This window comes from Nocardia sp. NPDC056541 (genome assembly GCF_042794235.1).
GTDB lineage: Bacteria > Actinomycetota > Actinomycetes > Mycobacteriales > Mycobacteriaceae > Nocardia.
This window is the reverse complement of the sequence record NZ_JBHTUD010000005.1, coordinates 176,514-201,347: the sequence shown is the minus strand read 5'-3', so window position 1 is coordinate 201,347 and position 24,834 is coordinate 176,514. Positions and strand designations below refer to the sequence as shown.

General features: G+C 69.8%; 23 protein-coding genes. 15 read left to right on the top strand and 8 right to left on the bottom strand.

The features are described 5' to 3' along the window. Positions 1-79: 79 nt before the first annotated feature. The gene (locus ACFQ9R_RS10840; RefSeq protein ID WP_378990231.1) at positions 80-883 is read right to left on the bottom strand and encodes a FadR/GntR family transcriptional regulator; all 804 of its coding nucleotides are present in this window, start codon (positions 881-883) and stop codon (positions 80-82) included. A 118-nt stretch (positions 884-1,001) separates the two neighbouring features. On the opposite strand from ACFQ9R_RS10840, the gene ACFQ9R_RS10835 reads away from it, so the two are divergent. The 5 genes from ACFQ9R_RS10835 to ACFQ9R_RS10815 are packed head-to-tail and all read left to right on the top strand — an operon-like array spanning position 1,002 to position 6,160. Next, positions 1,002-2,153, top strand: coding sequence for an acyl-CoA dehydrogenase family protein (locus ACFQ9R_RS10835; protein ID WP_378990230.1), 1,152 nt, complete (start codon positions 1,002-1,004; stop codon positions 2,151-2,153). Then, the gene (locus ACFQ9R_RS10830; protein WP_378990229.1) at positions 2,150-3,112 is read left to right on the top strand and encodes an acyl-CoA dehydrogenase family protein; all 963 of its coding nucleotides are present in this window, start codon (positions 2,150-2,152) and stop codon (positions 3,110-3,112) included. Before ACFQ9R_RS10835 ends, ACFQ9R_RS10830 begins: the two co-directional genes overlap by 4 nt. Further along, positions 3,109-3,891: an enoyl-CoA hydratase/isomerase family protein gene (locus ACFQ9R_RS10825; RefSeq protein WP_067444867.1), complete on the top strand. Its 783-nt coding sequence runs from the start codon at positions 3,109-3,111 to the stop codon at positions 3,889-3,891. Before ACFQ9R_RS10830 ends, ACFQ9R_RS10825 begins: the two co-directional genes overlap by 4 nt. Continuing rightward, positions 3,888-5,057, top strand: coding sequence for an acyl-CoA dehydrogenase family protein (locus ACFQ9R_RS10820; protein ID WP_378990227.1), 1,170 nt, complete (start codon positions 3,888-3,890; stop codon positions 5,055-5,057). The genes ACFQ9R_RS10825 and ACFQ9R_RS10820 overlap by 4 nt, the downstream gene beginning before the upstream one ends. Beyond that, positions 5,057-6,160, top strand: a complete 1,104-nt coding sequence (locus tag ACFQ9R_RS10815; protein ID WP_378990226.1) for an acyl-CoA dehydrogenase family protein — start codon at positions 5,057-5,059, stop codon at positions 6,158-6,160. The genes ACFQ9R_RS10820 and ACFQ9R_RS10815 overlap by 1 nt, the downstream gene beginning before the upstream one ends. A gap of 15 nt (positions 6,161-6,175) precedes the next feature. Here ACFQ9R_RS10815 and ACFQ9R_RS10810 read toward each other — a convergent pair whose 3' ends face one another. The 5 genes from ACFQ9R_RS10810 to ACFQ9R_RS10790 form a co-directional block, all read right to left on the bottom strand. After that, positions 6,176-7,837, bottom strand: a complete 1,662-nt coding sequence (locus ACFQ9R_RS10810; RefSeq protein ID WP_378990225.1) for a class I adenylate-forming enzyme family protein — start codon at positions 7,835-7,837, stop codon at positions 6,176-6,178. A 79-nt stretch (positions 7,838-7,916) separates the two neighbouring features. Then, on the bottom strand, positions 7,917-9,113 hold the full coding sequence (locus ACFQ9R_RS10805) for a MaoC family dehydratase N-terminal domain-containing protein (protein ID WP_067444876.1): 1,197 nt from the start codon (positions 9,111-9,113) through the stop codon (positions 7,917-7,919). Between the two features lie 13 nt (positions 9,114-9,126). Beyond that, positions 9,127-10,131 (bottom strand): MDR family oxidoreductase, encoded by a 1,005-nt coding sequence (locus ACFQ9R_RS10800; RefSeq protein WP_378990224.1) that lies wholly within the window; start codon positions 10,129-10,131, stop codon positions 9,127-9,129. Between the two features lie 56 nt (positions 10,132-10,187). Beyond that, the gene (locus tag ACFQ9R_RS10795; RefSeq protein WP_378990222.1) at positions 10,188-10,976 is read right to left on the bottom strand and encodes an SDR family NAD(P)-dependent oxidoreductase; all 789 of its coding nucleotides are present in this window, start codon (positions 10,974-10,976) and stop codon (positions 10,188-10,190) included. A 10-nt stretch (positions 10,977-10,986) separates the two neighbouring features. Beyond that, positions 10,987-12,525, bottom strand: coding sequence for an AMP-binding protein (locus ACFQ9R_RS10790; RefSeq protein WP_378990221.1), 1,539 nt, complete (start codon positions 12,523-12,525; stop codon positions 10,987-10,989). A 168-nt stretch (positions 12,526-12,693) separates the two neighbouring features. Here ACFQ9R_RS10790 and ACFQ9R_RS10785 point away from each other — a divergent pair, with 168 nt between their 5' ends. The 4 genes from ACFQ9R_RS10785 to ACFQ9R_RS10770 are packed head-to-tail and all read left to right on the top strand — an operon-like array spanning position 12,694 to position 16,803. Beyond that, entirely contained in the window at positions 12,694-13,881 is a 1,188-nt protein-coding gene (locus ACFQ9R_RS10785; RefSeq protein WP_378990220.1) for a CaiB/BaiF CoA transferase family protein, read from the top strand. Beyond that, a complete protein-coding gene (locus tag ACFQ9R_RS10780; protein WP_378990219.1) occupies positions 13,878-14,768 on the top strand; it encodes an HpcH/HpaI aldolase/citrate lyase family protein in 891 nt (296 codons plus the stop codon). The genes ACFQ9R_RS10785 and ACFQ9R_RS10780 overlap by 4 nt, the downstream gene beginning before the upstream one ends. Beyond that, positions 14,765-16,036: an acetyl-CoA hydrolase/transferase family protein gene (locus ACFQ9R_RS10775; protein WP_378990218.1), complete on the top strand. Its 1,272-nt coding sequence runs from the start codon at positions 14,765-14,767 to the stop codon at positions 16,034-16,036. The genes ACFQ9R_RS10780 and ACFQ9R_RS10775 overlap by 4 nt, the downstream gene beginning before the upstream one ends. After that, positions 16,036-16,803 carry an enoyl-CoA hydratase-related protein gene (locus ACFQ9R_RS10770; protein WP_067444890.1) on the top strand — a complete coding sequence of 256 codons (768 nt, stop codon included), beginning with the start codon at positions 16,036-16,038 and terminating at the stop codon, positions 16,801-16,803. Before ACFQ9R_RS10775 ends, ACFQ9R_RS10770 begins: the two co-directional genes overlap by 1 nt. A 166-nt stretch (positions 16,804-16,969) precedes the next feature. Here the strand turns inward: ACFQ9R_RS10770 and ACFQ9R_RS10765 are convergent, their stop codons facing one another. Beyond that, the gene (locus ACFQ9R_RS10765; RefSeq protein WP_378990217.1) at positions 16,970-17,734 is read right to left on the bottom strand and encodes an SDR family NAD(P)-dependent oxidoreductase; all 765 of its coding nucleotides are present in this window, start codon (positions 17,732-17,734) and stop codon (positions 16,970-16,972) included. Between the two features lie 53 nt (positions 17,735-17,787). On the opposite strand from ACFQ9R_RS10765, the gene ACFQ9R_RS10760 reads away from it, so the two are divergent. Both ACFQ9R_RS10760 and ACFQ9R_RS10755 read left to right on the top strand, forming a co-directional pair. Then, complete coding sequence (locus ACFQ9R_RS10760; protein WP_378990216.1) at positions 17,788-19,224, top strand: class I adenylate-forming enzyme family protein; 1,437 nt, start codon at positions 17,788-17,790, stop codon at positions 19,222-19,224. Beyond that, a complete protein-coding gene (locus ACFQ9R_RS10755; protein WP_378990214.1) occupies positions 19,217-20,362 on the top strand; it encodes a thiolase family protein in 1,146 nt (381 codons plus the stop codon). The genes ACFQ9R_RS10760 and ACFQ9R_RS10755 overlap by 8 nt, the downstream gene beginning before the upstream one ends. A gap of 36 nt (positions 20,363-20,398) precedes the next feature. On the opposite strand, the gene ACFQ9R_RS10750 is transcribed toward ACFQ9R_RS10755, so the two are convergent. Next, positions 20,399-21,052 carry a TetR/AcrR family transcriptional regulator gene (locus ACFQ9R_RS10750; protein WP_174551036.1) on the bottom strand — a complete coding sequence of 218 codons (654 nt, stop codon included), beginning with the start codon at positions 21,050-21,052 and terminating at the stop codon, positions 20,399-20,401. 175 nt (positions 21,053-21,227) lie between these two features. On the opposite strand from ACFQ9R_RS10750, the gene ACFQ9R_RS10745 reads away from it, so the two are divergent. From ACFQ9R_RS10745 to ACFQ9R_RS10730, 4 genes are read left to right on the top strand one after another with little or no spacing between them, the layout of a single operon-like run. Then, positions 21,228-22,226, top strand: coding sequence for an acyl-CoA dehydrogenase family protein (locus ACFQ9R_RS10745; protein ID WP_378990213.1), 999 nt, complete (start codon positions 21,228-21,230; stop codon positions 22,224-22,226). Beyond that, a complete protein-coding gene (locus tag ACFQ9R_RS10740; protein WP_378990212.1) occupies positions 22,210-23,388 on the top strand; it encodes an acyl-CoA dehydrogenase family protein in 1,179 nt (392 codons plus the stop codon). Before ACFQ9R_RS10745 ends, ACFQ9R_RS10740 begins: the two co-directional genes overlap by 17 nt. Before the next feature lie 10 nt (positions 23,389-23,398). Further along, positions 23,399-24,181 carry an enoyl-CoA hydratase gene (locus ACFQ9R_RS10735; protein WP_378990211.1) on the top strand — a complete coding sequence of 261 codons (783 nt, stop codon included), beginning with the start codon at positions 23,399-23,401 and terminating at the stop codon, positions 24,179-24,181. Positions 24,182-24,210: 29 nt separating this feature from the next. After that, complete coding sequence (locus tag ACFQ9R_RS10730) at positions 24,211-24,711, top strand: hypothetical protein (protein WP_067444912.1); 501 nt, start codon at positions 24,211-24,213, stop codon at positions 24,709-24,711. Positions 24,712-24,834 lie beyond the last annotated feature (123 nt).

Genomic DNA, 24,834 nt, shown 5'->3' with positions numbered 1-24,834 from the left:
CTGCCGTGATTCGACTATCGGCGTGGTGCGGTCAGGATGCGGAGAGTCGCGCGAAGTCCGGGGGTTCGGCCGGACTCGGCTAGAGGCGTGCGCGGTGGCCGGACTGGATCGACTGGCGCGACATGGCCGACGACGCGTTGACGACACCGCCGTCGAATCGCTCGAGCACCACGGACTGGGTCGCCGCCAGGTGCGCGCGCGCCAACCGCTCGGCCTCCTCGGCCTGACCCGCGGCGATCTGCTCGACGAGTCGGCGATGGAAGCGCACGGCGTCGCGCGCGTCGGCCTCGGACGGGTACTCGCCCCGCCGGGTCGTCGCTTCCGCCCAGGCTTGCTCCTGTGCCGACCACAGGGCCACGAGCGTGCTGACGACGTAGCGAATGGTCACGTTCGGGGTGAACGAGACGACGAGATCGTGGAACTCGCGGGCGGATTGAGTGAAGGCCACGCCGTCGCCGACCTTGGTGGCCGAGTCGTCGACGGCGGCCTCGAGGGCTGGGACGACCGCCTCGGCGCGGTCTTCGCGCCGGGCGCACGCGGCGGCGCACATCGGCTCGAGCGCCTGGAGTCCGGACGCGAGATCGCCCAGCGTCACGCGGGCGCCCTGCAGGGCGAGCCCGAGGTGATAGGCCGCGGAGACCTCGTCGGGCCGGTGTACCTCGGCGCCGCCGACGTTGCCGCGCCGGACCGTGACCAGGCCCTCGGTCTCGAGGATGCGCAGCGCTTCCCGGATGGAGGGATAGCTGACGCCGAAGTCCTTGACCAGCTGATCCTGGGTGGGGAGGCGGTAGTTGTCGTCGGAGAGGATGTGGTCGCGCAGTTCGGCCGCGACGGTCTCCGCGATGCGACGCTGCGGAACTCGGCCCCGTCTCGGGGTGGTCAACGAACCCGCCGATCATCCATGGCGGGAGTGTAATTGATCGCGGGTCAACCATTCAAGTATTGCTATCCTTATTATGTCAAATATTGCTATCCTTATGAGGATTAACTACAGTCCGATCATGGATTTCACGATGGGAACGGCCGCCGCGGACCTGCGGGGGGAGCTGCGTCGTCTGGTGGACGAGCACGTCCCGGCTGATTTTCTGGGGGCCTTCACCGACGACCCGGCCGATTTCGAGGCCGCCCAGCGGTTCTCCCGCCTGCTGGCCGAACGCGGCCTGCTCTGCCTGGCCTGGCCCGCCGAGTTCGGCGGCCGCGACGCCTCCATCTGGGAACAGACCGTGGTGCGCGAGGAGATGTGGGCCCACCACGAACCGCGCGGTGCGCAATACATGGGCGTGAACTGGGTGGGGCCCACCATCATGCGCCACGGCACCGAGGCCCAGCAGCGGACCCATCTACCGCCGATCGCGCGGGGGGAGGTGATCTGGTGCCAGGGTTTCAGCGAACCGGACTCGGGCTCTGATTTGGCGTCATTGCGCACCGCGGCGCGCCGCGACGGCGACGGCTGGCGGATCACCGGACAGAAGGTATGGACCTCCTACGCCGCGATGGCCCAGTGGTGTTTCCTGCTCGCGCGCACCTCGACCGGCGAACGCAAACAGGCCGGCCTGACGATCTTCCTCGTCCCGATGTCCAACCCGGCTATCGAGGTGCGCCCGATCCGTTCCATGATCGGCCCGCACCACCTCAACGAGGTCTTCTTCGACGACCTGCGGGTGACCGAAGCCGATGTACTCGGCCCGGTCGACGAGGGCTGGAAGGTGGTGCAGGAGGTGTTGGCCTTCGAACGGGTCGGCATCGCCCGCTACGCCCGCTGCGAACGGCTGCTGCTCGCCGCGCCGTCGGCGCTGGGCGAGCGCTGGGACGCGCTGCCCGCCGAACTGCGTGGCCGATGGGCCCGCATGCTGACCCACTGTCGCCGCGCGCGATTACTGGCCTACCGGGTGCTGTCGCTGCAACGCCTGGGCCAGGTACGACCCAGCGACGCCGCCGCCTACCGCATCGCGGTCACCACCCTCGACCAGGACAGCGCGGAGGTACTCGTGGAACTGGCCGCCCACCTCGACCCGGCCTGCGCCGACGGGCCACATCGGTTCCGGCGCGAGGCCGAGGAACATTGGCGCTACTCCCAGGCCGCCACCGTCGCCTCGGGCAGTATCGAGATGCAGCGGATTCTGCTGGCCCGCGCGCTGCTGGCGGCGTCGTGAACATCGAGCTGAGCGCGGACGCGCTCGAATTCGGCCGACAGGCATCGCTGGCGCTGGCAGCGGCGGGCGGTGACGAACTGGTCCAGCTCGGTGAACGCGAACCTGCGCGGCGCGAGAGCGTGTTCGCGCCGGTGCTCGCGCGGTTGGGTGCGTGGGATCTGGATCCGCGCGGCGACGCCGACGAGCTGGAGGCGGCAGCGGCCCTGTGCCGCAGCGCGGGCTACTGGGCGCTGCCTTATCCGCTGGCCGAACGGCTGGCCCGGCCCACCGATCTCGCGGTCGACGGACTGCTCGTCGTCGCCGAGACCAATTCGGCGGCGCCCGTCGCCGACCTCGCGCTGCGCTGGGCGGCGGTCACGATCACCGGTCGACGCGCCGCCGTCGAGGTCGGGCCCGCGCACGCGCCCCGCACCTCGGCGTTCGTCACCTCGCTCGCGCTGCGCCACCTCGACGACGACGGCGCCGCCGATGTGGCGCTGGGGCTGGTGCTGCCGTGCTGGACGCTGCTCGGCATGCTGGACCGCGCCCTGGATCTCACTCGCGCCCACGTGCTGCTGCGCGAGCAGTTCGGCAAGCCGCTGGCGCAGTTGCAGGGCGTGCAGTTCCAGTTCACCGACGCCGAGGTGGAGCGCGGCGGCGTTGACATGCTGGCCAAGTACGCGCTGTGGAGCATCCAGGCCGGGCGGCCCGAGGCGCTCGACGACGCGCTCGCGCTGCGCTCGGCCGCGATCGAGGCCGCCGAGATCGTCTTCCGGGTCGCGCACCAGTTGCACGGCGCCATCGGCTTCTGCGACGAGTCGCCGCTGTCGTGGCTCTCGCGCTACAGCCTGCCGCTGCGGCGGCTGCCGCTGGGCCTGTCCGCGACCAGCGAGGTCCTCACCGACCGCCTCGGCCGCACCGGGCTGACCGGGCTGTTCGGCGTGGGCCATGCCGACGAGTACCCGGAGGTGGCGCGGTGAAATACGACTTGCCCGACGAACTGATCGTCGAATGCGACGGCCCGATCCGCACGGTGGTGATCAACCGGCCCGACGAGCTCAACGCGGTGAACAAGGCGCTGCACTGGGCGCTGGCGAACGTGTGGCGGCAGTTGGCCGCCGACCGCGAAGCCTCGGTGGTGATCCTCACCGGGGCGGGTCGCGCGTTCAGCGCGGGCGGCGATCTGGGCTGGATCACCTCCTTCCTCGACGACCCCGTCGGCCGCGACGAGAGCATCCGGGAGGGCGCGCAGATCATCGAGGAGATGCTGCGTTTCCCGCTGCCGGTGATCGCGGCGGTCAACGGCCCCGCCGTGGGGCTCGGGGCCAGCCTCGCGGTGCTCTGCGACGTGGCGCTGATCTCCGAGCGGGCGCATCTGGCCGATCCGCACGTCGCGGTCGGGCTGATCGCCGGGGACGGCGGGGCGGCGTTCTGGCCGCTGCTCACCCCGATCCTGCGCTCGCGCGAATTCCTGTTCACCGGTGACCGCATCTCGGCGGCCACCGCCGTGGAACTCGGGCTCGCCACCCGCAGCGTCGCCCCCGACGCCCTGCTCGACGAGGCACGGACGTTGGCGCACCGGCTGGCCGCGCTGCCGCCCGAGGCCGTGCGCGGCACCAAGCGGATCGTGAACATGTATCTGTCCCAGGCGCTCGGCGGTCCGATGCAGGCCGGTTTCGCGGCCGAGGTCGCCACCATGCAGTCCGCCGCGCACCGCGATCGGCTGCTGGCCCTGCACGAGAACGCGCGCCCCCGATGACCTCGACCGCGCGGACCATCGACGCCTTCCGCGCCGAGGTCAGACAGTGGTGTCGCACGCGGATTCCCGCCGACTGGCGGCAGGCGCAGACAGGAGTCTCCGAGCGCGAGTTCGTCGATTTCCAGCAGTCCTGGTTCCAGACGTTGCGCGAGGCCGGTTTCGCGGTCCCGCACTGGCCGGAGGAATACGGCGGCGGCATGTCGGCGGCCGAGCAGGTGGTGCTCTATCAGGAGCTCGCCGCCCACGACGCGCCCCGACTGGTCCTGGCCTTCGTCTCGATCCACCACGCCGCCGCCACCCTGCTCGCCGCGGGCACCGACGAGCAACGCCGTCGCCACCTGCCGGCGATCCTCGACGGCGAGATCTGGTGCCAGGGCTTCTCCGAGCCGGGCGCCGGCTCGGACCTCGCGGCACTCGCGACCACCGCCCGCCGCGACGGCGACGGCTACGTCGTCTCCGGACAGAAGCTGTGGGCCAGCGGCGCGCGGCACGCGGACTGGTGTCTGCTGCTCGCCCGCACCGACCCCGACGCGCCCGCGCGCCACGGCATCTCGTACTTCCTGCTGGACATGCGCGCCCCCGGCGTCGAGGTGCGGCCCATCCGGCAGGCGACAGGGGAGTCGCACTTCTGTGAGATCTTCCTCGACGAGGTGGTGATCCCCGCCGATCGGCTGGTCGGCGCGGAGAACGAAGGCTGGCAGGTGGCCCAGCGCACCCTCGGCGCCGAACGCGGCATGACCATGCTCGAACTGGCCGAACGGCTGGGCAACAACGGTTTCCGCCGCCTGGTCGAGAGCTGTCCGCTCGACGATCCGCTGGTCGCCGACCGCCTCGCCGAACTGGAGATCGAACTCACCGGGCTGCGCGCGCTGTGCGCCGATATCGCGGCTGCCGACGATCAGCCCGGCCCGGCCGACGCCTCGATCGTGAAACTGTTCTACAGCGAACTGCTGCAACGGATGACCGACTTCGGCACCGAGATGGCCGGGCTGGCCACCCACACCGAGCTGAGCAAACCGCTGTCGAGCGGCTGGGAGTCCGGCGCCTGGATGCTGGACTTCCTCGGCTCGTGGGAATGGACGATTCCGGGCGGCGCCAGCGAGATCCAGCGCACCATCATCGGTGAGCGCGGCCTCGGCCTGCCTCGAGAACCCAGGGGAAAATGATGACCTCCGACGAGCACGACCTCGCCGACCTACACCACGAGGTGGCCGAGGTGGCGCGCGAGCTGCTGCGCCGATCCGCCGCCGCGCCCGACTGGACGGCGATCGCGGACGCGGGCTGGCCCGGCCTCGAGATCCCCGCCGCCTTCGACGGCGCCGAGGCCACCTTCGCCGAGGTCGCGGTGGTCCTCGCCGAGATCGGCCGGGCCGCCGCGAGCGGCGCGTATCCGGCGGTCGCGGCGCTCGGCGTCGGCGCGCTCACGCGCGTCGTCGCGACGCCGCGGCGCGACCAGCTCCTGCGCGAGACCGCTGTGGGCGCGGCCGTCCCGATCCTCGTGCTCGCGGGTGAGGCGACGGGACCGACGCGGTTCCGGATCGAGCCGTCGACGCGGGGGCCGCTGCTGCACGGCACAGCCGATTTCGTCCTCGACGCACCGGCCGCCGGACATTTGCTCGTCCCCGCACTCGATCGGGCGGGCCGAGGGGTGCTCGTCGAGGTCGATCCCCGCGCGCGGGGGCTGCTCATCGCCGAACAGCCGGTGCTCGACGCCACCCGCCGGTTCGGCAGCGTCGTCGCCGACGGGGTGGCGGTGGCCCCGGAGTCGTTGTGGCCCTTCGCCGATGACGATGCCGTCCGGGTGCTCGATCAGCTGCGCGACCGGGCCGCCGTCGCGGTGGCCTGTGACAGTCTCGGCCTGAGCCGGGCCATGCTCGACGCCACCGTCGCCCATGTCGGTACGCGCGAACAGTTCGGCCGACCGATCGGCTCGTTCCAGGCCGTCAAACACGCATGCGCCGACATGCTCGTGCAGGTGCGGGTCGCGGGCAAACTCGTCGAGGCCGCGGTCCGGGACCAAGCGCGTGAAGCCGCCGACGCGTCGACCTCGGCGTCGATGGCCAAGTCCTACGCGTGCGCGGCGGCGGTCGACATCGCGGGTAAGGCGATGCAGTTGCACGGGGGGATGGGCTACACCTGGGAGAGCGGCATCCACGTCTATCTCAAGCGGGCCGCGCTCAATCGTTCGCTGTTCGGTTCGCCCGCGCGCCATCGCGCCGCGCTGGCCCGGCGGTATTCCGTTCAGGCGCCGCATCGGGCGGGCGCCTGAACGGAACCGGCCCGGCTACCCCCGCAGCCGGGCTTCGGCCAGTTCGCGCAGATCGCTGGACTTGATCTTGGCGCTGCCGGTGAGCGCGATATCGGCGTCGTCGAAGAACAGCACGTGGCGCGGCACCTTGTAGCTGGCGAGCTGCGCCTTGAGGAAGGCGCGGATCTCCTCGGCCGCGGGCTCCGCCCCGGCGTGCGGCACGATGCACGCGACGACCACCTCGCCGAGGGTCGGATGCGCGACGCCGACCGTGCGGGTGACCTTCACGCCGGGATGGTTGTTCAGGGCCGCGTCGACCTCGAGCGGTGAGACGTTCGCCCCGCCGGTCTTGATGATGTCGGTGAGCCTGCCCTCCCAGTAGAGCCGGCCCGTGTCGTCGAGGTAGCCGCCGTCGCCGGTGTGGAAGTACCCGTCGGGGTCGAAGGTGTCCTCGCGCCGGACCCCGAGATAGCCGAGCATCAGGGTGGGGCCCTTCACACAGATCTCCCCGCGCGCACCCCGCGCGACGATCTCGCCGGTGAGCGCGTCGGCGATCTTGATCGTCATGCCGGGCAGGGCAAGGCCGCTACTGCCCGCGTGCACCTCGGGCGGGGTGTCGGCGGGGAAACACGTGGCGATCGTGAAGGTTTCGGTGCAGCCGTAGGCGTGGCCGGGCTCGTACCATCTGGTCGAGACGGTGGGATGGTGGGCGATGGGGGTGTCGTAGTCCACGAACCGCATGCTGCTCAGATCGACGGTGGCCCAGTTGGGGGCGGCTTCGAGCTGGGCCCACTGGTGCGGCCAGGCGACCGGGAAGTTCACCCGCTGCGCCGCCATCAGATCCAGTGCCTCGGCGGCGTCGAAGGTCGGCTGGAGCACGAGGACCCCGCCCGCCGCGAGCGTCGAGCCCAGCGCCTGACCGAAATTGCCGGACCAGAAGAAGCCGTTGGCCGCCCAGCACCGCACATTGTCGGCGGGGGTGAAGGCGAACATGCGCTGGAAGCGCCACATCTGGATGGTCACCCCGGCGTGCGCGCTGAGGATGCCCTTGGGCGTGCTGGTCGAGCCGGAGGAGAAGAACAGCACCGCCGCGTCGCTGGGCCGCACCGCCGCGGCGGTGGCCTCGACCAGCGCGCGGGGGGTGCCGTGGCCTTCGGCGAGGAAGTCGGTCCAGATCTGGATCGCGGTGCTCGGTGTCGGCTCGCCGATCATCGCGAGCCTGCGCAGGAAGGGGAATTCGGTCGAATCCAGCGCGCCGGGCTCGGCTGTGGCGATGCGGGGTTCGAGCTCGGCCAGGATCGCCGCGAAGTCCTTGCCCGCCACGGTCCGCTCGAACAGCAGCACCGAGACGCTGGACTCGCGCAGCAGGAATTCCAGTTCGGCGCGGGTGGAGAAGGTGCTCAGGGCCACGGCGACCCCGCCCGCGAGCGCGGCGCCGAACATCGCCGCGATCCATTCGGGCCGGTTGGTCATCAGCACCCCGACCCGGCCGTCCTTGCCGAGGCCGGTGGCGCGCAGCGCCGTGGCGACCTCGACGGCGCGCTCCCACAGATCGGTGTAGGTCCACCGGATCTCGCCCTGTGCGGACGCGGCGATCACGGCCTCGCGATCGCCGTACTTCTGGGTCACCGTGCGCAGGAACCCGGGCAGCGTGAGCGGCCCGAGGCCGGGCTCGCTGCCCAGGTCGGGTCCCGTCACGAGCGAAACAGCCTGTGCGGATACGGTTTCGGACTCCACGCCCATCATCGGCCTCTCTCGCGGATTCGTCTCGGCGCCGCTAGAACGGCAGCTCGACTTCGGCGGTGCAGTCCACCAGCACACCGAAGTCCTGATTGGTCAGGCGCAGCTTGATCTGCACGATCGGCACGCCCCAAGCCGACTCCGCGTCCTTGCCGATCACCTCGGCGTCGAAGTAGGTCACATCGCCCTCGAAGGCGGGCAGCCGGAAGTTCGCCTTGGAGTGGCGGACCATGCCGTCGTATCCGGCCCAGTAGGCGAGGTAGTCGGTGCACCAGGCGCCCATGGTGGCGCCGTAGCCGTAGGCGCGCGCCATCCCGACCTCGCTGGCCTTGTCCGCGTCGATGTGCCCGCGCGACGGGCCGACGTAGAGTCCGTCCCGCTTGCGCGGGTCGATCTTGGCGCCCTCCTCGTCGAAGGCGAAACCCTCCACCCAGCCCGGGTCCTGATACACCCACGGGTCGGCGATGCCCGGCGGGGCGACCCAGCCGAAGGTGCCCCAGATGTTGAACAGGAACGCCCGGTACTCGGTGGTGAAGCTGGCGACCGTGTGCGGTCCGATCACGCGGCGCGGCAGGGTGTCGCCGACCTTCACCTCGTCGAAGTGAGGCGAGATTCCGTGGCGGTTGGACAGCAGCCAGTCGTTGCGCAGCGCGTCGACCGCGCCGAGTTCGGCCGGGGTCCAGCTCTTCACCGCGCCGAACTGGTTCTCGTAGAGCCCGCGTTCGGCGGCCTCGGCGGCGAGATAGCGGATCGCGGTGGACCGTTCGCGCGCCACCAGGACGCCGTGCTGGTTGGTGTGGGTGGTGTCGCCGCGCGAGAACATGGTCGGTCCGGCGAATTTCGTGTCGGCGACCTTGTAGTCGTGGAAGCGGCGCTGCTGGAACAGGGTGTCGCCGGGCCGCACCGGGCAGCCGTAGAACCACCATTCCTCGCCGCCGAAGATCAGGTGGCTGCCGGGAATGTGGCCGACGCAGGCGGGCGCCGCACCGTGCCCGTAGTCCAGGGCCACGGCGATCGACTGCGGCGCGACGAGTCCGCCGAAGCGGGATTCCTTGGCGAACTCGTGATCCCAGTGCACGGGATTGGGGTAGTCCATCGCCATCACCCAGCGGCGAATGTCGGAGGTACTGCACGGGTCCCACAGTTGGCCGCCGCCGATCGGCTGACCGACCCGATGGTCGACATCGGACAGATCGAGTTGGGCGGTCGCGGGTCGGTCCGGCTTCGTGCTCACAGCTGCTCCTGAATTATCGATTGACGTCGACGACGATGCGACCGCGCACCGTGCCCGCGATGAGCCGTTCGGCGGCGGCGATGGTGTCGGCCAGCGTGATCTCCTCGACGATCGCCTCGATGGTGTCGGCGGCGAGGTCGCGGGCGAGCCGGGACCAGGCGGCGTCGCGTCGCGAGCGCGGCGCCATGACGCTGTCGATGCCGTAGAGGGTCACTCCGCGCAGAATGAAAGGCGCGACCGAGGACGGGAAATCCATGCCCTGGGCCAACCCGCACGCGGCGACCGCGCCGCCGTAGCGGGTCTGGGCGCAGGCATTGGCCAGGGTGTGACTGCCGACCGAGTCGACCACGCCCGCCCAGCGTTCCTTCTGCAACGGCTTGCCGCCCGCACCCAGTTCGGCGCGGTCGAGCACCGTGGCCGCACCGAGCCGGCGCAGGTAGTCGGCCTCGTCGGTCTTTCCGGTCGCGGCGGCCACGGTGAAGCCGGCCGCGGTGAGTAGGGCGATCGCTATGCCGCCGACTCCGCCGGTCGCGCCGGTGACCAGGACCTCGCCCTGCTCGGGTCGCACGCCGTGGTCGAGCAACGCGCTCACGCACAGACTCGCGGTGTAGCCCGCGGTGCCGATGGCCATCGCCTGCCGGGCGGTGAACGCCTCGGGTAGCGGCACGAGCCAGTCGCCGTCGAGCCGGGCGCGCTGGGCGAGGCCACCCCAATGGGTCTCCCCGACACCCCAGCCGTTGAGTACCACGCGGTCGCCCTTGGCCCAGTCCGGGTGCGCGCTGTCGGTGACGACGCCGGCGAGGTCGATGCCGGGCACCATCGGAAAGCTGCGCACCACGGGGGAGGCGCCGGTGATCGCCAGGGCGTCCTTGTAATTCAGCGTCGAGTACTCGACGTCGATGTCGACGGTGCCGTCCGGAAGCGCGGACTCGGCCACGCTGGTCAGCGCGACTCTTCGTCCCGCATCGTCTTTTTCGATCAGTACCGCGGAGAACTTCGCCGTCGTCGTGTCGTCCATGGCGAGCACATTACGTCAATCCTATTAAGGATAGCAATGCTTGACTGTTCAATGGATCAGCGGGTGGTCCAGCCGCCGTCGACCACGATCGTCTGGCCGGTGACGTAGCTGCCCGCGTCGCCCGCCAGCCAGAGCACGGCCCCGACGATGTCCTGCGCGGTGCCCTCCTTCGGCAGTGGCGTATTGCGCCGCAGATACTCCGTGGCGCGCTCGCTCTCGTAGAGCGGCCCGGTGATCTCGCTGCGGAAGAAGCCCGGCGCGACCGTGTTCACCCGGATCGAATGCCGCGCCCACTGCACCGCGAGTTCGGCGGTAAGCCCGGACAACCCGGCCTTGCTCGCGGCGTAGGACGCCTGCGGGATGCCGGGGATGCCGACCCGCCCGCTGATCGAGGAGATGTTCACGATCGTGCCGCGACCGAGCGCGCGCATCTGCGGAAACACCTGCTGCGACAGCCGCAACGGCGCGACGAGGTTGAGATCCATCGTGCGACGGACGGCGTCGAGGGGTTCGTCCTCGGCGCGTTCGGTGGTGAACATCGTGCCCGCGGCGTTGATCAGGATCTCCGGTGGACCCAGCGCGGCGACGACCGCGGGCACGATCGCCTCGAGCCCCTCGCCGCTGCCGTCGAGATCGGACAGATCGCACGCGATGGCGAGGCCGTCGATGCGCGCGGCGAGTTCGGTCAATCGATCCCGGCGCCGGGCCACCACCGCCACCCGGGCGCCCAGGTCGGCCAGGGCCGTCGCCACCGCGGCGCCGAGCCCCGACGACGCGCCGGTCACGATCGCCACCCGTCCGTCGAGGTCGAAAAGCTGTGCGGTCGTGTCGCGCTCGGGTGTCATGGTGGTTCCCTCAGGCTTCGGTGGAGTGTGGTCGCCGGGCGGCGAGCGCGGGCAGTTTCGTGCGTTCGACCTTGCCCATCGCATTGACCGGCAGGGCATCGACCACCGACCAGATCTCGGGCACCTTGTACGGCGAGAGCTCCCGGCGGCACAGCGCGGTGAGTTCGGCTATGTCGATCGGGGCGCCGGCGCGCTCGAGCACAGCGGCGACGCGATGGCCGAGCCGGTCGTCGGCGATGCCGCAGACCGCGACCTTGGCGACACCGGGGTGGGCGGCGATGACACGTTCCACCTCGAGCGGATAGACGTTCGCGCCACCACGGATGATGACGAGCTTCTTACGGTCGAGCACGGTCAGCCAGCCGTCCGCGTCGACGGTCCCGATGTCACCGGTCGGGATCGGGCCGGGGGCCGGTGCCCGAATGCCTTCGGGTTCCCAGTAACCCAGCATCGGTCGCCACCGGTGCGCCCACGGTCCGGTGGTGACGCCGTCGAGGCGCAATTCACCGAGCTCACCCGCGGGGAGCGGATGGCCGTCGTCGTCGTAGGCCGCGACCGCGTACTGCGGCAGTACCTGCCCGCAGGTTCCGGGGCGTGGGGCCGCGCGCGGCGGGTCGATGGAGACGACGGTCGGTGCCTCGGTCAGGCCGTAGGTGACGCGGGGCACGAGCCCGTGCGCCGCGTGGAACGCCTGTCGCAGCGATTCCGGGGTGTCGCCGCCGCCGCTCCACACCTCGGTGAGCGAGCTGAGATCGAGGTCGGGGCGGCGGGCGAGGTCGTAGAGCTGCGCGGGCGCGCCGTTCCACACGGTGACCTGTCGCGTGGCGATCCATTCGGCGACACCGTCGACGTCGCGCCGGTTCATCACCACCGCGCATCCGCCCGCCTGGGCGGTGAGCAGGGTGGACAGGACCATGAGGTTGAGAATGGTGAGCGGAAAGCTGTCGCCCTTGCGCAGTTCGGGGCCCCAGCCACGTGTGGCGACGAGCGTCGCGCCGGGCAGGAGCAGGTTGCGCTGGCTGTGCACTACGGCTTTGGGTTGTCCCGACGTGCCGCTGGTGAAGGCGATGGCGGCGGGCGCGTCGACGTCGGCCTCGACCCGCGGCGCGACCGACCCGGCGGCGATCAGGTCCGCCCATCGATCGGAATCGACGCACGTGGACGCGGTCAATCGGCAGTGCTCCCCTGCGAGCACGACCATCGGAGCGCAGAGCTCGTCGAGGTAGCGCTGCTCATTCGCCGTGAGCGCCTCGCCGATCCCCGCCCAGATCGCGCCGATCCGTTGCGCGCCGTGAAACGCGGCGACGATGTCGAGGTCGTTGGGCAGGCACGCGGCGACCCGGTCGCCGGGCCGCACGCCCAGCGACCACAGTGCCCCCGCCGCCCGGTCGGCCCGTTCGTCGAGTTCGGCATAGGTCCAGACGCCCGACACCGCCTCCACCGCGGTGGCGTCCGGGCGCTCGCGCAGGGCGGTGTCGAATACCCCGGCGACGGTCGCGTGCCGAGGTGGGTGCGAGCCCGATGGGTCGCTGTTGTCGATGTCGTCCACGACTTCTTCCCCTCACTATCCTTGTAATGATTCATACTATAGGCTCGGTCCCGCTGTCCCGGAGCACGCGCGAGCTCCTGGATGTGGCTTCCGCCGATGCCGAATCCGCCCGGCCGCCAACATCGCTCGGCTGCCGGATCCCTGTGACGGAGGAGAGGTCGAGCCGTGATGGCACCTCGAACAACGACGCGCTCGGGACCACTGTCCGAGCTGCGTGTCCTGGATCTGACCGCGATGGTCATGGGCCCCTACTGCACCCAGATCATGGCCGACATGGGCGCGGACGTGATCAAGATCGAGCCGCCCGCCGGGGACAACACCCGCTACATCTCGGTCGGCCCCGACCCGGCGATGAGCGGGGTGTTCGTCAATGTGAACCGGGGCAAACGCAGCGTGGTCCTGGATCTGCGCTCGGAGCCGGGCAAGCAGGCGCTGCGCGCGCTGATCGCCGACGCCGACGTGTTCATCCACTCGATGCGCGCCACCGCGATCGCCGGACTCGGCTTCGACTACGCCGCGGTGTCGGCGATCAATCCGTCGATCGTCTACACCAACTGCTACGGGTACGGCAGGCGCGGGCCCTACGCGAACTTCACTGCCTACGACGACACCATCCAGGCCGAGAGCGGCCTGCTTTCCGCGCAGGAGCAGTTGACCGGAACGGCGGGCTACGTCGGCACCATCCTGGCCGACAAGGTGGCCGGGCTGACGGCGCTCTACGCCACCACCATGGCGCTGTTCGATCGGGAGCGGACGGGGGAGGGGCAGGAGGTCGAGGTCGCCATGTTCGAGACCATGGCCGCGTTCATGCTGGTCGAACACGCCAACGGCGCGCTGTTCAGCCCACCGCTCGGCCCCGCCGTGTACCCCCGCGCCGTCACGCCCAACCGCAAGCCCTACCGGACCAGCGACGGCGGCTGTGTCAGCGCGCTGGTCTACAACGACAAGCAGTGGTCGGCGTTCGTCGACGCGGTCCGACCACCGTGGGCCGGACCGGAATTCGCCACCCTCGCCCAGCGCGCGGCCCGGATCGACACCGTCTACGGCCTGCTGAGCGAGACGTTCGCCGAGCGCACGACCCAGCAATGGCTCGATTTGCTGCGCGCGCTCGATATCCCGGCCGCCCCGGTGCGCACCCTCGACGAACTCTTCGACGATCCGCACCTGAACACGGCGGGTTTCTTCGAGACGGTCCAGACCGAGCACGGCGCGGTCCGCTTTCCCGGCCCGCCGACCTGGTTCTCCCGTACCCCCGGTCGGGTCGCCGGTGGCGCGCCCGGACTCGGCGCCCACACCACGGAAGTACTCGACGAGATAGCGACCCATCACACCACCGCAGCATCGGAGCAGCAATGACCAGTCTCGGAGAAGCCTTTCGCGCGCGTTCCTGGCTCTTCGCGCCAGGCGACAGCAGGCGCAAGATGGAGAAGGCGGCGGCCAGCGCGGCCGACATCGTCATCTTCGATCTGGAGGACGCCGTCCTCGACGCGGCGAAAGCGCAGTCCCGCACGATGATCGCCGATCTGCTCACCACGCGGCCCGCAGACGCGAGCCGGCTGTGGGTGCGGGTCAACCCGCTCGACGGACCACACACCCTGGCCGATCTGGCGGCCGTCGTCGCCGCTCGGCCCGGCGGCATCATGCTGCCCAAGTCGCGCGGTCGCGCCGATGTCGAACGTCTCGACCACTATCTGAGCGCGCTGGAGGTGGCCGCCGGAATCGAACAGGGCTCCACCAAGGTCATCGTGTTGGTGACCGAGACCGCCGAAGCCATGTTCACCACCGGCTCCTACCGCGGCGCGCCCCGGGTGGTCGCGATGACCTGGGGCGCCGAGGACCTCGCCGATTCGGTGGGCGCCGCCGAGAACCGAAATCCGGACGGGAGTTACGGATTCACCTACGAGCTGGCACGGAGTCTGTGTCTGCTCGGTGCCACCGCCGCCGGGGTGGCGGCGGTGGAGACCATCCAGGGCGACTTCCGCGACCTGGCCGGGCTGCGCGCCAGAGCCGAGCGGGTGCGTCGCGACGGCTACAGCGGCATGCTCGCCATCCATCCCGACCAGGTCGAGGTCATCAACGCGGCGTTCACCCCCACGCTCGCGGAATTGGCCGCGGCCCAGGAGATCGTCGACCTGTTCGCCGCCCATCCCGGTGTCGGCGCCCTCGGTCATCGCGGCGCCATGCTCGATCGTCCGCACCTGGCCCGCGCGCAGGCGCTGCTGGCATCGGGCGGACGGGCGTGAGCGTCTCGGTCGCGGCGACAGAGCTGGATCTGGGCCGCTACCTGCGCCACGGCGACCGCATCGTCATCGGTCAGGCGTGCGGCGAGCCGACCACCCTCGTCGAGGCGTTGATCGCGGATGGTCGCGAGATCGGCGGGCTCTCCGCGTTCATCGCCACCAGCTTCTCCGGACTGTTCACCCCCGAGACGGCCGACAGTTTCGCGCTGTCGAGCATGGGCGCGATCGGCACGTTGCGGTCGATGACCAAGGCGCACAAACTGACCGTGATCCCGTGCCACGTGAGCCGGGTCGCGCCGATGATCGCGGCGGGCACGCTCGGCTGCGACGTCGCCTTCGTCCAGGTGAGCCCCGCCGACGCGCACGGCAACCACAGCCTCGGGCTGATCAGCGACTACGTCCGGGCCGCTGTCACGAAGGCGCGGGTCGTGATCGCCGAGGTGAACGAGCGGGTGCCCTACACCCACGGCGCGCTGCTCGCGAGCGCCGACATCGACTGTGCTGTCACGGTTTCGCAGCCACCGGTCGCCGTCGCGCCGACCGCCGCCGACCCGACCGACGACGCCATCGCCCGACACGCCGCCCAGTACATCGGCGACGGCGCCGTGCTGCAGGTCGGCGTCGGTGCGGTGCCGGACGCGGTCCTGCGGCTGCTGGGTGATCGCACCGATCTCGGTGTGCACTCCGGGATGATCGGCGACGGTGTCGTCGATCTCATCGAGTCCGGCGCGATCACCAACGCGCGCAAAGGGATCGATCGAGGTGTGTCGATCACCGGGGCGCTGATCGGCACCGAACGGCTCTACTCCTTCGCCCATCACAACCCGCTGATCGGCATGCGCGCCACCTCCTACACCCACGACGCGGGCGTGCTGTCGACCCTGGACAATCTGGTGTCGCTCAATTCCGCGCTCGAGGTCGATCTGACCGGCCAGGTGAACGCCGAACAGAGCGGTTCGGCCTATCTGGGCGGGACCGGCGGTCAAGTCGACTTCGTTCGCGGCGGCCTGCGCTCACCGGGCGGGCACGCCGTGATCGCGCTACCCGCCACCGCGAAAGGCGGCACCCTCAGCCGGATCACCGCAAGTCTGTCCGGGCCGGTGACGACCGCGCGTAGCGATGTGGATGTGATCGTCACCGAGTTCGGCGCCGCCGAACTCGCGGGCGCATCGGTCGCCGAGCGCACGCGCCGACTGATCGCCATCGCCCATCCCGACTTCCGGGCCGAGCTCGACCGAGCCGCCCACCTGATCCAGCAGCGAGGTTTCTGATGAACGACGCCGTGCTCTTCGACGCCAGGGCCGACGGCATCGCCGTGATCACCCTGAACCGGCCGGAAACCCGCAACTGTCTGGCCGCCGATGTGCGCGCGGGTCTGTACGCCGCGTGGGACCGGTTCGAGCACGATCCCGCGCTGCGCGTGGCCGTGCTCACGGGTGCGGGTGACAAGGCGTTCTGCGCGGGCGGCGATCTCAAGGAGATGGTGGACACCGGGATGCGGGTGCCCCCGCCGGAGATGTTCCCGCTGCCCTACGACACCATCGAGCTGTCCAAGCCCACGATCGCCGCGGTCAACGGCGCCGCGTTCGCCGGCGGGTGGATGATCGCGCAGGCTTGCGACCTGTGTGTGGCGAGCACGGCGGCGACGTTCGCGATCACCGAGGTGAAGGTGGGGCGCAGCTCGCCGTGGGCCGCGCCGCTGATTCATATGATCCCCCAGCGGATCATGATGGAGCTGCTGCTCACCGGCGCGCCGATCACCGCGCGCCGGGCCTACGAGGTGGGCCTGGTCAATCGCCTCGCCGAGCCGGGCGCGGTCCTGGCGGCGGCGCTGGAGCTGGCTGCCGAGATCCTGCGCGGCGCACCGCTGTCGGTGCGGGCGGCGCGGGATACGGTGATGCTCGCCACCGAGATGGGCCGTTCCGACGCGCTGGGGGCCGCCAGAGCTGCCGCCGTCGAGTGCTACGACAGTGCCGACGCGCAGGAAGGGCCGCGCGCGTTCGCGGAGAAGCGAACCCCGATCTGGCTGGGCCGCTGAGGCATTCGGCTTCCGCCACGACCGATTCGGTGGGTGCGCCGGGAACGTCGGCTCGTGCCCGTGGGCCGAATCCGGGCGAGGGGAATGCGCTTGCCTCGGCCCGGTTCGGATGCCCTCGGTGGTCGTCGCATCGACCGTCGCGAGCGTCAATGCGTGCCGACCGTGGTCACTTCGGCGGGAAGCGGAGCGCGCCGTCGAGGCGGATCACTTCACCGTTGAGGTAGTCGTTCTCGATGATGGACTGCGCCAGCTGCGCGTACTCCGGCGACTGCCCCATCCGCTTCGGGTGGGGGACCTGCGTGCTCCAGTGGGCCTCCAAGCGATCGGCGGCCTTGCCGTAGGCGGGGGTGTTGAACGTGCCGGGTGCGATCGTGACGACCCGGATGCCGAGCGGGGACAGGTCGCGGGCCGCGACCAAGGTCATGCCGACCACGCCGCCTTTGGCCGCGGCGTAGGGGAGCTGCCCGATCTGCCCCTCGTAGGCCGCGATCGAGGCGGTGTTGACGATGACGCCGCGACTGCCTTCGTCGAGCGGTTCCTGCTTGGCGATCGCGGCGGCCGAGAGCCGCAGCACATTGAACACAGCGGTCAGGTAGAACTCGATCGTGGTGCGGAAGCCGTCGAGCGCGAGCGGGCTGCCGTCTTTGCCGACCAGTCGTCCGCCGCTGGCGGGGCCGCCGTGCGTATCGACCGAAATCCGCAGCGGGCCCAGGGTTTGCGCCTCGTCGATGGCGGCCTGAACGGACTCCTCGCTGGTGGCGTCGGTGTGCACGTAGCGGATACCGAGTTCGGCCGCCAGTTCCTTGCCCTTGTCGTCGGCGACATCGGCGACGACCACCTTCGCCCCCGCGGCGTGCAAGCGACGGACGGTGGCCTCCCCGAGCCCGCCGGTACCGCCGACCACGATGGCGGAACTACCACTTATATCCATGTTGTTTTCCTCTCTTGAAATCAACACTCTCTTGCTGTGAGAATAATGTTCTCATGAACATTGGCATGATCCTAGACATGGCCGCCTCGGCCGGGAGCCGATCGGTGATCACGGTCGGCGACCGCTCGCTGACCGCGGCAGACCTGCTCGACCGCGCCCGACGTGCGACCCCGCGCTTCCAGGAGCACTCCGCGGTGCTGTATCTGGGCGCCAACCACCTGGCCTATCCGATCGCCCTGTTCGGCGCCGTGCTGGCCGGTGTGCCGTTCGTGCCGCTGAACTACCGGCTCGGCGACGCCCAGCTGAGCGCGCTGCTCGAACGCCACCCCGGCGCGCTGGTCCTGCGACCGGAGGACCTCGACGCCCTGGTGGTGGTCGACCCCGCGCAGCCCGACGCGCCCGAGGTGGCGACGCCGTGGGACGCCGACTCGGTGGCGGTGATCCTCTACACCAGCGGCACCACCTCCGCGCCCAAGGCCGCGCTGCTGCGCCACCGGCACCTGATGGCCTACCTGCTCAACACCGTGGAGTTCGGTGCCGCCGCGACCACCGACGCGACCTTGGTGTCGGTGCCGCCGTATCACATCGCGGGGCTGACGAACCTGCTCTCCAATCTCTACGCCGGCCGCCGGGTGGTCTATCTGCCCGCGTTCGACCCCGCCGAGTGGCTGGCGACGGTACGCCGGGAACAGATCACCCAGGCGATGCTGGTGCCGACCATGCTGGCGCGCATCGTCGCCGCGGTCGACGGACCCGACGCGAGCACCCCGACCTTGGCGACGCTGGCCTACGGCGGCTCGCGCATGCCGCGCCCGGTGCTCGATCGCGCACTGCGGGTGTTCCCCGAGACCGGTTTCGTCAACGCCTACGGGCTCACCGAGACCGCGTCCTCGGTCGCGGTCCTCGGACCGGAGGACCACCGGGCCGCCGCCGCCTCCGCCGACGAGCTCGTGCGCGATCGTCTCGGCTCGGTGGGCCGCCCGTTGCCCGGCATCGAATTCGAGATCCGCAGCGCCGCGGGCGAACCCGTCGCGGTCGGCGAGACCGGATTGGTCTTCGTCCGTGGTGATCAGATCTCGGGCGAATACGGCGGCCGCAGCGCCCTCGACGCCGAGGGCTGGTTCCCCACCGGTGATCTCGGCAGGCTCGACTCCGCCGGCTACCTGTTCATCGACGGTCGCGCCGACGACACCATCATCCGGGGCGGGGAGAACATCGCACCGGCCGAGATCGAGGACGTGCTGCTCGAATGCCCCGGCATCACCGAGGCCGCGGTGATCGGCGTTCCCGATGCGGAATGGGGTCAGCGCCTGGTCGCGGTGGTCGTCGGGGTCGGTGACGAAGCGCAGGTCAAGCAGTGGGTCAAGGACCGGCTGCGTTCGTCGAAGACGCCCGACGCCGTCGTGTTCCGTACCGAGCTGCCCAAGACCGACACCGGAAAACTATTGCGACGCACCCTTGTCGCCGAAATGGAGGGCACCCATGCCTGAAGCAGTCATCGTCTCCGCGCTGCGCACGCCCATCGGGACCGCGCGCAAGGGGACGCTGCGCGACACCGACGGCTTCACGCTGGCCGATCATGTGGTCGCCGCGGTGGCGGCCGACCTCGATCCGAATCAGATCGACGATGTCATCCTGGGCGAGGGGCGTTACGGCGGCGGCGTGCTGGCCCGGCACGCCGCGGTCACCTCGGGGCTCATCACGGTGCCCGGCCTCGCCACCAACCGGCACTGCGCGGCGGGGATGGCGGCGGTGCAGTCCGCCGCGGCGAGCATCCGCGCGGGTATGGACCGGCTCATCATCGCCGGTGGCGTGAACGCCGATTCCACCGCGCCGCGCCTGCGTTTCCGGGTCGGCGAGGACGAATGGCTCGACCCGTGGACCTCGCCGACGCATCCCGATCGTCCGGATGCGCCGAATCTGGACATGTCCATCACCGTCGGCTGGAACGCGGCGGTCAAAGCCGGTATCTCGCGTGCGGAGATGGACGCCTGGGCGCTGCGTTCGCACCGCAACGCCATCGCCGCCATCGACGAGGGGCGCTTCGCCGACGAGATCGTGCCGATCAAGACCCCGCACGGCCTGTTCGAGGTCGACGAGCACCCGCGCCGCGACACCACCATCGAGAAGCTGGCCGGGTTGAAGGTGCTGCACCCCGAGATCGAGGGTTTCAGCATCACGGCGGGCAACGCCGCGGGCGCCAACGACGGGGCCGCGGCCCTGGCCATCGCCAGTGATCGGCTCGGGCTGCCCGCGCTCGGTGTCATCCGGTCGTGGGCGTCGGTCGCGGTCGACCCCGCCGTCACCGGCCTCGCGCCCATCGAGGCGATCGCGAAAGCGGTGTCGCGGGCGGGGATCTCGCTGTCGCAGGTGAGTCTGATCGAGATCAACGAAGCGTTCGCGGTGGTGCCGCTGGCCGCGATCAAGGCGCTCGACATCGACCCGGAACTGGTCAACGTCAGTGGCAGCGGGTGCTCGCTGGGGCATCCGGTCGCGGCGACCGGGGCCAGGATGATCGCCACCCTGGTGCACGAATTGCGGCGCCGTGGTGGCGGTTTCGGCATCGCGGCGCTGTGCGCCGGTGGTGGCATGGGCTCGGCGACGGTCATCGAGGTAGCCGCGCCCTGAGGTGATACCGGGTGGCCTCCGCGGCCACCCGGTCGTTCAGGATTCGGCGAACCCGAACGCGCAGAAGTCCCAGACTTCGCCCGCGGTGATGGGGTGTGCGCTGTCCTCGTCGGCGCCGCCCGCCGACTGGGCGGTGAACATGACCGTCTGCATCACGACGGCGGCCATGCGGTGCGGGTTGAGGTCGGCGCGCAGCGCACCCGCCTTCTTGGCCTGTTCCATCAGGTCGGTGAACAGCGACAGCAGGGGCGCGTGCGCGACCTTGACCTGAGCGGGGTGCGAGACCAGTAGCTGCGGCGCGAAATCGGTGAACAGGGGCCGTTGGGCGACCGGGTCGGGCCTGCATAATTCGAACAGCAGCTCCACGGTCACCCGCAGCCGATCCAGCGGCTCGGTCTTGCCCTCGGCGGCCGCCGCCAGCTGATCCGCGGTCCGGCTCAGCGCGTCCTCGAACAGGGCGAGCAACAGCTCGTGCTTACCGTCGAACTGCAGGTAGAAGCTGCGCAACGACTGGCGCGAGCGGTCGACGACTTCCTGCACGGTGAAGTCGGTGGTGCCCTTCTCGGTGATGATCGCCTGCGCCGCGTCGAGGAATTTTTGCACCCGCTGTTCGGCGCGCAGTTTCGCCCCGCGGATGGACCGCTCGACGGCCCGCTGTTTCCACGCGGGCTCTTCGCTGACGCTGGTCACGGTTGCCTCCATCCTCGGTCAGGTGTGCAGAACATGCATGCACTGTACCGGAGAACGTCATATCCAAGGGCTACCAGCCCCGCGTGTCCGCGATCTTGGAGACTATTACTTTCTTCTGACGAGAATGTTATTCTCCGTATCGAAACTGACGGTTGCTGGCAAGGAGGCCCTCCGGATGCTCGTGGAGTTCGACTCCGATCAACGGCTGTGGCAGGAAACTGTGCGCGCCGTCCTCACCAAGGAATGTCCGCCCACGCTGATTCGCGCGGTCGCCGACCAGGACGCCGATCCGGACCCGCTGTGGCAGACCTACGTCGAGCTGGGCTGGACCGAATTGGTCGACGCAGGCGACGCGGTGGAACTGGCCATCGTGCTCGAGGAGCTGGGCCGGGCGACCGATCCCACGCCGTACCTGGCGACGATGAGCCAGTTCGCCCCGCTCGCACCGGAGTTCGCGCAGGGTGGGCGCTCGGGAACGGCCGTGTTCACCGGCGTCACGGTGCGGCGCGAGGGTGCGGACTGGGTGCTCGACGGCACCGCGCACCATGTCCTCGACGGTGACCGCGCGCAGCACTACGCGGTCGTCACCGATGCCGGGGTGTTCGTCGTCGAGGCGGCCGAGGTGATCGCCCGGCGCACAGCGGTTTTCGACCCGGTCCTGCACCTCGCCGAGGTGAGCTTCGTCGGGGTGCGCGTGCGCGACGACCGGCGCGTCGCCTCGGTGCCCGAACGCGCGCGCCACCTCGCGCTGACCGGGCTGGCGTTGACCACAGTCGGTGCGTGTCAGCGGATTCTGGACCTGGTGCTCGAGCATGTGCGCACGCGTCAGCAGTTCGGCGTCGCGCTCGGTTCCTTCCAGGCGGTCAAACACAAGGCCGCCGACATGCAGATCGCGATCGAACGGGCCAGGGCGCTGGCCTATTTCGCGGCGCTGACGATCGCCACCGATGATCCACGCCGCCGGATCGCCGCCTCGATGGCGAAGGCCGCGTCCGGCGAGTGCCAGTCCCTGGTATTCCGCCACGGCGTGCAGTTGTTCGGCGGCATGGGTTTCACCTGGGAAAACGACCTGCAATTCGCGCTGAAGCGGGCCAAGGCCGGCGAGCTGCTGCTCGGCGGCGCGCACACGCATCGGGCGCTGATCGCCGAGGAGTACCGTGCAACTGACTTTTGACGCCGACGTCGAGGCCTTCCGGGCCGAATTCGTGGCGTTCCTGGACGAGAACCTGCCCGACGCGGCGGTCGCCGGCGCGGACCGGGCGGCGTCGAGCGCCGACATTCCCGGCTGGGCTCGCGAATGGCAACGCCTCCAGTTCGACAGCGGCTGGCTGCTTCCCGGCAACGCCCCGGAATACGGCGGCCGCAACGCGACCCTCGTGCAGCAGTACGTGCACCTCGAGGAGCTGTCCAAGCGGCACATGTATCACAGCTTCAACCCCCAGGGGCTCGGCATCATCGCCGCCTCGCTGCTGTCGTTCGGTACCGAGGAACAGAAGCAGAACTGGGCGGTGCGGATCCTGCGCGCCGAGATCACCGCGGCGCTGGGCATGAGCGAACCGGGCGCCGGGTCCGATCTGGCCGGACTGCGGACCCGCGCGGTGCTCGACGGTGACCACTTCGTCGTCAACGGCCAGAAGGTCTGGACCTCCGGGGCCCACGACGCCGACGTGCTGCTGACCTTCGTCCGCACCGACCCCGACGTCCCCAAGCACAAGGGCATCAGCGTGCTGCTGATCCCGACCGACACCCCGGGCGTGACCCGACGCCCGTTCGCGTCGATCTGCGGTCCGCACGATCTCGACTTCAACGAGGTGTTCTTCGAGGACGTCGTGGTGCCGGCGGAGAACCTGGTCGGCCCGCTGCACGGCGGGTGGGGCGTGGCCAACGGTTCCCTCGGGCACGAGCGCACGCTGCTGTGGCTGAGTTTCGCCGACCGCCTGCGGGAACTGATCGAGGACTTCCGCCCCGAGACCGTGCTCGAGCGTGATGCCTACGCGACCATGGTCATGGACAACCAGGCCCTGCGCCTGCTCGGCTCGGCGGCGCTGGCCCGCGCGGCCCGCGGCGATCAGGATGTGGCCGCGCTGTCGGTGCTCAAGGTGTTCGGTTCGGAGGCGGTGCAGAGCGCCGCGGAGCAGACGCTGCTCGCGGCGGGCGCGGACGGGCTGGTGCACCCGGCCGTCACCGCGCCGTTCAATCCGCTGAATCTGGACAACTTCTCGTGCAGTTGGTTCGAGCGCTACGCGCGCAGCTTCGCGGGGACCATCGCGGGCGGCACGTCCGAAATCCAACGCAACATCATCGCCGAGCGTGTGCTCGGTCTCCCTCGGAGCTGAGGAGCTCGCTGTGTACATCCGCTACGAGGTCGCCGACAAGATCGCGACCATCACCCTGGATCGGCCCGAGGCGGCCAACGCCCAGAACTCGGACCTGCTCGACGAACTCGACGGCGCGTGGACCCGCGCGGCCCAGGACCCCGAGGTCGCGGTCATCGTGTTGCGCGGCGAGGGCAAGCACTTCTCGGCCGGTCACGATCTGAAGGATCGCTGGCCTTCGCCGCAGGACATCACCCTCGAATGGATCTACCAGAACGAGAGCCGCCGCTACCTCGAGTACTCGCTGCGCTGGCGCAATGTGCCCAAGCCGTCCATCGCCGCGGTTCAGGGGCGGTGCATCGCCGGGGGACTGCTGCTGTGCTGGCCGTGCGATCTGATCGTGGCCGCCGATGACGCGCTGTTCTCCGATCCGGTGGTGCTGATGGGCGTCGGCGGCGTCGAATACCACGGGCACACCTGGGAACTCGGCGCGCGCAAGGCCAAGGAGATCCTGTTCACCGGTCGCGCGGTGACCGCGACCGAGGCCGAGCAGGTCGGCATGGTGAACAAGGTGGTGCCGCGCGCGGAGCTCGACGAGCAGACCCGCGCGCTGGCCACCCGGATCGCGGCCATGCCGTCGTTCGGTTTGCGGCAGGCCAAACGCGCGGTCAATCAGACACTCGACGTCCAGGGCTTCTACGCCGCCATTCAGTCCGTCTTCGACGTGCACTCGACCGGTCACGGGAACGCGTTGAGCGTGAACGGCTTTCCGATCCTGATGGCGCTGGACGAGATGAAACAGAAGATCGAGTGATTCGTCGCTCATGAAGAGAGGTACCACCAATGCGAAATACACTGCGCCGCAAGGCAATGGCCTGTTGTGGTCTCGTGGCGATCGCCCTCGTCACGGTCACCGGCTGCGGCTCCGACGACGAGGCTTCGAGTAGTTCGTCGACCACGTCGGCGGCCACCTCCTCGGCCAAGGCCGCGGCGGCCGACCCGGCGGCGGTCAAGTCCATCACCGATGCCTATGTGCTGTTCTTCGACGGCAAGGCGGGGGCCGACAAGAAGGTCGCGGTCGTCGAGAAGGGTGCCGAGTTCACCCCGTTGCTGCAGGCGCAAGCGGCCAACCCGCAGGCCCAGAGCACCTCGGTCACCGTGGGTGGGGTGAAGCTGATCGACGCGGACAACGCCGACGTCACCTATTCGCTGCTCATGAACGGCACGCCGGTACTGCCCGACCAGACCGGTCAGGCAGTGCGTCAGGGCGGCCAGTGGAAGGTGGCCGCGGCCACCTACTGCGCGCTGATGGCTATTCAGGGCGGCACCTCGCCCGCCTGTTGAGGTAGTCGAAACAGTGTGGGGGGGGGGCGGGTTGGGGGGGGGGGGCCCCCGGGTTGAATGTTTTTTTTTTTTTATATTTTTGAATTATTTATATTTTTTTTATAATATTTTTTAAAATTTGTT